At 38.8% G+C, this 6461-nt stretch carries 6 protein-coding genes; 3 read left to right on the top strand and 3 right to left on the bottom strand.

Annotated elements, in window-relative coordinates; genetic code table 11:
* Window positions 1–77: 77 nt before the first annotated feature.
* From VB713_RS13805 to VB713_RS13795, 3 genes are all read left to right on the top strand, one after another.
* Entirely contained in the window at window positions 78–1721 is a 1644-nt protein-coding gene (locus tag VB713_RS13805; RefSeq protein WP_323312093.1) for an acetolactate synthase large subunit, read from the top strand.
* Window positions 1722–2019: 298 nt separating this feature from the next.
* Window positions 2020–2553, top strand: a complete 534-nt coding sequence (locus VB713_RS13800) for a DUF192 domain-containing protein (RefSeq protein ID WP_323312092.1) — start codon at window positions 2020–2022, stop codon at window positions 2551–2553.
* A gap of 514 nt (window positions 2554–3067) precedes the next feature.
* A complete protein-coding gene (locus VB713_RS13795; protein ID WP_323312091.1) occupies window positions 3068–3295 on the top strand; it encodes a DUF2949 domain-containing protein in 228 nt (75 codons plus the stop codon).
* A gap of 431 nt (window positions 3296–3726) precedes the next feature.
* Here the strand turns inward: VB713_RS13795 and VB713_RS13790 are convergent, their stop codons facing one another.
* From VB713_RS13790 to trpC, 3 genes are all read right to left on the bottom strand, one after another.
* A complete protein-coding gene (locus VB713_RS13790; RefSeq protein WP_323312090.1) occupies window positions 3727–4878 on the bottom strand; it encodes an alanine--glyoxylate aminotransferase family protein in 1152 nt (383 codons plus the stop codon).
* A 233-nt stretch (window positions 4879–5111) separates the two neighbouring features.
* Window positions 5112–5360 carry a DUF5340 domain-containing protein gene (locus VB713_RS13785; RefSeq protein WP_323312089.1) on the bottom strand — a complete coding sequence of 83 codons (249 nt, stop codon included), beginning with the start codon at window positions 5358–5360 and terminating at the stop codon, window positions 5112–5114.
* 154 nt (window positions 5361–5514) lie between these two features.
* Window positions 5515–6399 (bottom strand): indole-3-glycerol phosphate synthase TrpC, encoded by an 885-nt coding sequence (gene trpC / locus VB713_RS13780; protein ID WP_323312094.1) that lies wholly within the window; start codon window positions 6397–6399, stop codon window positions 5515–5517.
* Window positions 6400–6461: the final 62 nt, after the last annotated feature.

Here is a 6461-nt window from a genome sequence, read left to right as displayed (position 1 = left end):
ACCAATGACCAATGACCAATGACCAATGACCAATGACCAATGACCAATGACTAATTTATTATTTTTGAGGAAATCAAATGAATACGGCGGAATTATTAGTCCAGTGCTTAGAAAACGAAGGAGTGCAATATGTTTTTGGACTTCCAGGTGAAGAAAATCTCCATGTTTTAGAAGCCTTAAAAAATTCATCCATTAAATTTATTACCACTCGTCATGAACAAGGTGCAGCATTCATGGCTGATGTTTATGGACGTTTAACAGGAAAAGCCGGAGTTTGTCTTTCCACTCTTGGCCCTGGGGCAACTAATTTAATGACTGGTGTAGCAGATGCTAACCTAGATGGTGCGCCTCTAGTAGCAATCACAGGACAGGTGGGAACAGATAGAATGCACATCGAATCCCATCAATACTTAGATTTGGTGGCGATGTTTGCACCAGTCACCAAATGGAACAAGCAGATTGTGAGGCCAAGTATCACACCAGAAGTTGTGAGAAAGGCATTCAAGCGATCGCAAACCGAAAAACCCGGCGCAGTTCATATTGACTTACCAGAAAATATTGCTGCTATGCCCGTTGAAGGCAAACCTTTAAATAAAGATAATAGCGAAAAAAGCTATGCTTCCTTTGCGAGTATTCGTGCCGCTGCTGCCGCAATTTCCCAAGCAGTTAACCCCATCGTCTTAGTAGGAAATGGAGCAATTCGCGCCCAAGCTAGTGATGCAGTCACTCAATTTGCCACTCAGATGAATCTTCCCGTTGTCAATACTTTTATGGGCAAAGGCGTAATTCCTTACACCCATCCCTTAGCATTGTGGTCAGTGGGATTACAACAACGAGATTTTATTACCTGCGGCTTTGATAATACAGATTTAGTCATCGCCATTGGCTACGACTTAATCGAATTTTCTCCCAAAAAATGGAATCCTGAAGACAAAATTCCCATTATCCATATAGCCGCAACTTCCGCAGAAATTGATAGTAGTTATATTCCCAAAGTAGAAATTGTCGGTGATATTTCTGATTCCCTCAATGAAATCTTAAAATTAGCAGACAGACAAGGTAAACCTAACCCCTACGCCATTAGCTTACGTTCTAATATTCGCGCTGATTACGAAGAGTATGCCAATGATGAAGGCTTCCCGATGAAACCGCAAAAACTAATTTATGATTTGCGACAAGTAATGGGGCCAGATGATATTGTTATTTCTGATGTTGGCGCACATAAAATGTGGATTGCGAGACATTATCATTGCCATAGTCCTAATACTTGCATTATTTCTAATGGATTTGCCGCAATGGGCATCGCAATTCCTGGAGCTTTAGCCGCAAAACTTGTAAATCCTCACCGCAAAGTTGTCGCTGTAACCGGTGATGGTGGATTTATGATGAATTGCCAAGAATTAGAAACAGCTTTGCGTGTAGGTACACCCTTTGTCACTTTAATTTTCAATGATGGTGGCTATGGTTTAATTGAGTGGAAACAGGAAAATCAATTTGGTAAAGGTAACTCGGCTTTTGTGCATTTTGGCAATCCTGATTTTGTCAAATTTGCAGAAAGTATGGGATTAAAAGGTTATCGAGTTGAATCTGCGACTGATTTAATTCCTGTGCTTAAAGAAGCTCTAATTCAAGATGTACCTGCTGTGATCGATTGTCGCGTGGATTATCGAGAAAACCGTCGCTTTACTCAAAAAGCTGATGACTTACATTGTGATATTTAGGATGCAACACGGTCGAATTGATAGTGATGAAACCCTATACTTACAGGGTAGGTAATGACAAACCGCACCTCATTAATATGAACCTGCTACAAAAAAATACTTAAACGTCCTATCCTTAACAGGGGTGGGATTTTTTCTAGGGGATTTCACTACAAAAAAATAATTGAAAATAGCGGGCTATTTTCCTAAAATTTCTGTAAAATCAAAATCTAATATCACAAAAATCGTAATTATTCAAACAATGTGTCTTGAATTTGCAGGAAACCGCTTGAACCATTGAGTAAAATTTGAATTACTTATGTTACGTCGTCTCCGTTTGTTTCCTATCTTGATGAGTGTTTTACTGATAGGTTGTTCTCCAGCAACCACAGCTAAACCTCCCACTCCCACTGTTACACCAGATTCCCAAATCCAAACATCAATACCTAAAGGTCAAAATTTGCCAATTTCTGCTGAAGCGACCCTTCCCAAGGGGACAAAAATAAAGTTAGAAGTAGCACAAACACCCGAACAGCAGATGATGGGGTTGATGTATCGACCAGCTTTACCAGATGACCAAGGTATGTTGTTTGTTTTTCCTTCAGCACAACCAGTCAAATTCTGGATGATGAATGTACCTGTATCTTTGGATATGGTCTTTCTTCACAAAGGGGTAATCAAGTATATTCAAACTGCTGCACCTCCTTGTAATAGTCAGCCTTGTCCCACCTATGGCCCTAATGAACCAATAGACCAAGTAATTGAACTAAGGACAAGACGAGCTACCGAATTAGGTTTACAGGTAAACGATCAGGTCAAAATTGAATTCTTAAAGTCTGGTGCTTCTGAGTAATTAGTTATCTATTATCCTCATAATCTATTTACTTTATGAAGAATTTGTCAAGTTTTGATGAAGATTTTTTGTAAAAAAACTATTCCGTAGAATAGTAACAATAATAGTTAAGAAGTTAATATTTAGCTGTAGTGCTAATAACATTAACTTTGCCTAGTTTTTGACTAAAATCCCAGATTCAGAGTTTATTTAGAAAAATCCTCCCTTTGACATAAGTGTAAATAGTCATCAATAGAGGAGTATAGGTCATGGAATCTTTTTTACTCGATGTGTAATTAAATCAAGCACAATGAAGTAACCGGGATGAAGCAAATTTAACTATGAGTTAGTGCTACTTCAGATTTAGGTAAACAAGCCGGACAAAAGTGACTTTTTTGCAAAAACTCTCAGAGCAATTAATTTGATTTGCTCCTAGAGAAATAATCAACAAGCTGTGCTGAATTATTTATTAAGTCACAGCATAGTGACACATAAAATACTGGCTTTAGATCACTAAGAAAAGAGGAAACGATATATGATAATACACTCTACCCAAGGAGGTGAGATAAAAATGGCACCATCAAAATATTCTCGTTTGATTAATTTTCTCCAAGAGGATTTGGCGATTTCCGCTGCTTCCCTAGCTGTAGCGCTGCGTCACCGTGAACAAGACCCAGGTTCTTTAACTATGATTCTTTGGCAATATGGGTTGATTACTCTAGAGCAATTAGACCAAATTTATGATTGGCTGGAGACGGCATAGTTTAAGCAATTCCAAATTTAAAAATCCATTGTTAGTAATACCAAGAAAGAAGAATGATGGCGACAGATGGATCTATAGAATTCAGATACAGAAAGGAATTCCAATCTAAAATCCAAAATCTAAAATCCAAAATCTAAAATGGTATGACTGTATGCAAATTAAATGTGGAACGGTTAAGCTACTTCAGGAGAATTGAGGTATGTCAAATCGACTCTGCCTTGTGCAAAGTTTGATAGATGAAAAAATTTACTTTGAGCATTTTTACTTATTGACATCCAAAATAAAAGGGCGAGTTAATCAAATAACTTGCCCTTTTAATATTTAGGAGTCAGGAGTTAGGAATCAGGAATCAGGAATCAGGAATCAGGAATCAGGAATCAGGAGTCAGGAGAAAGAAAAATATTCCCTGTTCCTCGTTACCTTCCTAATTACTATTTTCCAAGAATTTTTGCTGCTGCGGCGATACCTGCACCAGAATTGAAGTTTTCATGACCGAGTTCTAAGAGAACTACTTCTAGTGATGCTATACAGCTGAGAATATCGCGATCGCACACAAAACCCAAGTGACCAATCCGAAAAATCTTATTACTCAGATGATCTTGACCACCAGCTAAGGCAATATCAAAGCGTTTTTTCATCAATGATCGAATTTTATCCGCTTCTATTCCTGGGGTTGCAACAGCCGTAATTGCTGGACTCGCACATTCATCAGCTGCAAACAGTGATAAATTTAAAGCTTTGATAGCAGCGCGGGTAGCATTTTTCTGACGTTCGTGACGAGTAAAGATTGATTCCAACCCTTCTTTTTTCATCATCCCCAAAGTGGTGTGCAGCGCCACCATTAAGTTAACTGGGGGAGTAAAAGGAGTTGTATTTTTAGCAGTAGCTTTGCGATATTTACCTAAATCTAAATAGTATTTTGGCAATTTCGCAGTTTTGTAAGCTTCCCAAGCTTTAGGACTGACAGAAACAAATCCTAAACCGGGAGGAATCATGTAGCCTTTTTGGGAACCAGACGCGACTACATCCAAACCTAAAGCATCAACAGGTACATTGTAAGCACCTAAACTAGTGACAGCATCAACGATAATTAAAGCTTGTCCATGTTCTTTAACGTGGTTGTTGATAGCGACTAAATCATTAATTACACCTGTGGAAGTTTCGCTGTGGGTGATAATTACAGCTTTGATTTCCTTTTTTGTGTCCGCTTGCAACTTTTCGGCAAACTTAGCAGGGTCTAAGGGTTGTCCCCATTCTGCGGTGATAGCTTCGACATTCAAACCAAAAGCTTGGCCAACTTCTACCCAACGTTCGCCAAATTTACCATTAGAACCAACTAAAATGCGATCGCCTGGAGAAAGAAAATTAATCATTCCCGCTTCCACCGCACCAGTACCACTAACATTCAGCATTAGCACATCACTTTCTGTTTGATGCAGCCATTTGAGGTTTTCTGTCACCTCACCCATCATGTTGCTGAATTCACTGGTGCGGTGTCCAATGGGATGCTTGGCTAATGCCAGTAAAGCCGCTTCTGGAACCGGGGTAGGTCCAGGAATCATCAACATCAATTTGTCGTCCATTATCTCTATCCTAAAAGTCAAATAAAAGTCAAAATTGTGTGAGAATGTTTAAATCTGATGGCAAATTATTAGATATTCATCTACTCACATCTTGCTTCCAGCGATTATAAATCAAGACTACACAGGCAAGACGCTACACGTCTTACTGAAGAAGCAACGGCCACCTGAATGGGTTTGCAACCAAAACAGTCATCAATTTATGGTAGCTGAGAGAGTGACATATTCAGTAGGTATTAATCTGGAGTGATGACTTTTCCGCCATGATGATTAAGTGACCAACGGTGGTCAACCGTAACAGCAGAAGCTTGACAATTTTCTTCCAGTCGCTTTTGTTGTGACGCAGCTTTCCGCAGGGTAACAATTAGCTCACTGACCTGATGCCGTAAATCTGAGTTCTGACTTACTGCATTCATGCTTTGCTTTTCTAAAAGTTGAAGTATAAGTTCGTAATGGATAGGTGCAGGTAAAGGAAGTTGCTCCATGAAGTTAATTTAAAATCGTCGATTTTAGATTTTGTCTAATTTAGAGTTTATCTCTTTTAAATAAATTGTTACACAGGAAACAAATTTTGGTGATTGGGCATTGGGTAGTTGTTATTCTCCTCTTGTTCCCAGTCCCCAGCCTCCAGTCCCCAGCCTATTTACCAAAAAGATTAATAATCGCTAATTTTGGATCTGGTTGTTTTACCAAAGATTCACCAATGAGTACAGCTGATGCGCCGGCGGTTTCTACTACACTTAAATCCTCTGAAGTATGAAGTCCTGATTCGCTGACTACGAGAATATTTTTTTCTTGCAATTGACTACTTCTATCTTTTAGTAGTTGACAGGTAGTTTGTAAATCAACAGAAAAATCTTCTAGATTGCGATTATTGATACCAACCAAAGAAACACCATCTAAGGCCAAAACTCGATCAAGTTCTTCTAAACTATGAACTTCTATCAAAGCTGCCATCTTTAGCTTGTTAGCAATTTTAACAAAGTATTGTAAATCTTGATCGCTGAGAATTGCTGCAATTAATAAAACTGCATCTGCACCATTAATTCGCGCCAAATACATTTGATAAGGATAGATAATAAATTCCTTACATAGCAAAGGCAAATCTACGGCAGCACGAACTAAGGATAGGTTATCAAAACTACCTTGAAAAAACTTAGTATCTGTAAGGACAGAAAGACAACTAGCACCACCTGCTTGATAGGATTGAGCTATTTCTACGGGGTCAAAATCTGCACGTAAAACCCCTTTACTAGGAGAAGCTTTTTTAACTTCAGCAATCAATGCGGGTTTAGTCTTACCTTGACGGAGTGCAGCGATAAAATCACGGGTTGGAGGTGCAGAAACTAGCTTTTTTTGCAATTCTGCTAAAGGCTGCCTTTCGCGCATTTGCTCAACTTCTATTTCTTTTTGCCAAACAATTTCTTCTAAAATATTATTTGGTGTGGAATCTGGTAGAGCTATCTGATAGCGCAAAATAGAAATATCAATAGCCTGACTAGGTGAACGACGACGGATTTGCATTTTTGGGAATAGGTAATGGGTAATGGGTAATGGGTAATGGGTAATGGGTAATGGGTAATGGG

Origin of the sequence: Anabaena cylindrica UHCC 0172, assembly GCF_034931625.1 — a bacterium.
GTDB classification, from domain to species: domain Bacteria; phylum Cyanobacteriota; class Cyanobacteriia; order Cyanobacteriales; family Nostocaceae; genus Anabaena; species Anabaena cylindrica_A.
Note: the sequence above shows the minus strand (reverse complement) of the source record. Positions and strands in the feature narration are given on the sequence as shown.

Bases quoted from the DNA above. Each gene is read 5' to 3' on its own strand.
- VB713_RS13790 (WP_323312090.1), bottom strand. From the start codon at position 4,878: ATGGACGACAAATTGATGTTGATGATTCCTGGACCTACCCCGGTTCCA.
- VB713_RS13805 (WP_323312093.1), top strand. From the start codon at position 78: ATGAATACGGCGGAATTATTAGTCCAGTGCTTAGAAAACGAAGGAGTG.
- VB713_RS13795 (WP_323312091.1), top strand. From the start codon at position 3,068: ATGATAATACACTCTACCCAAGGAGGTGAGATAAAAATGGCACCATCA.
- VB713_RS13785 (WP_323312089.1), bottom strand. From the start codon at position 5,360: ATGGAGCAACTTCCTTTACCTGCACCTATCCATTACGAACTTATACTT.
- VB713_RS13800 (WP_323312092.1), top strand. From the start codon at position 2,020: ATGTTACGTCGTCTCCGTTTGTTTCCTATCTTGATGAGTGTTTTACTG.
- trpC (WP_323312094.1), bottom strand. From the start codon at position 6,399: ATGCAAATCCGTCGTCGTTCACCTAGTCAGGCTATTGATATTTCTATT.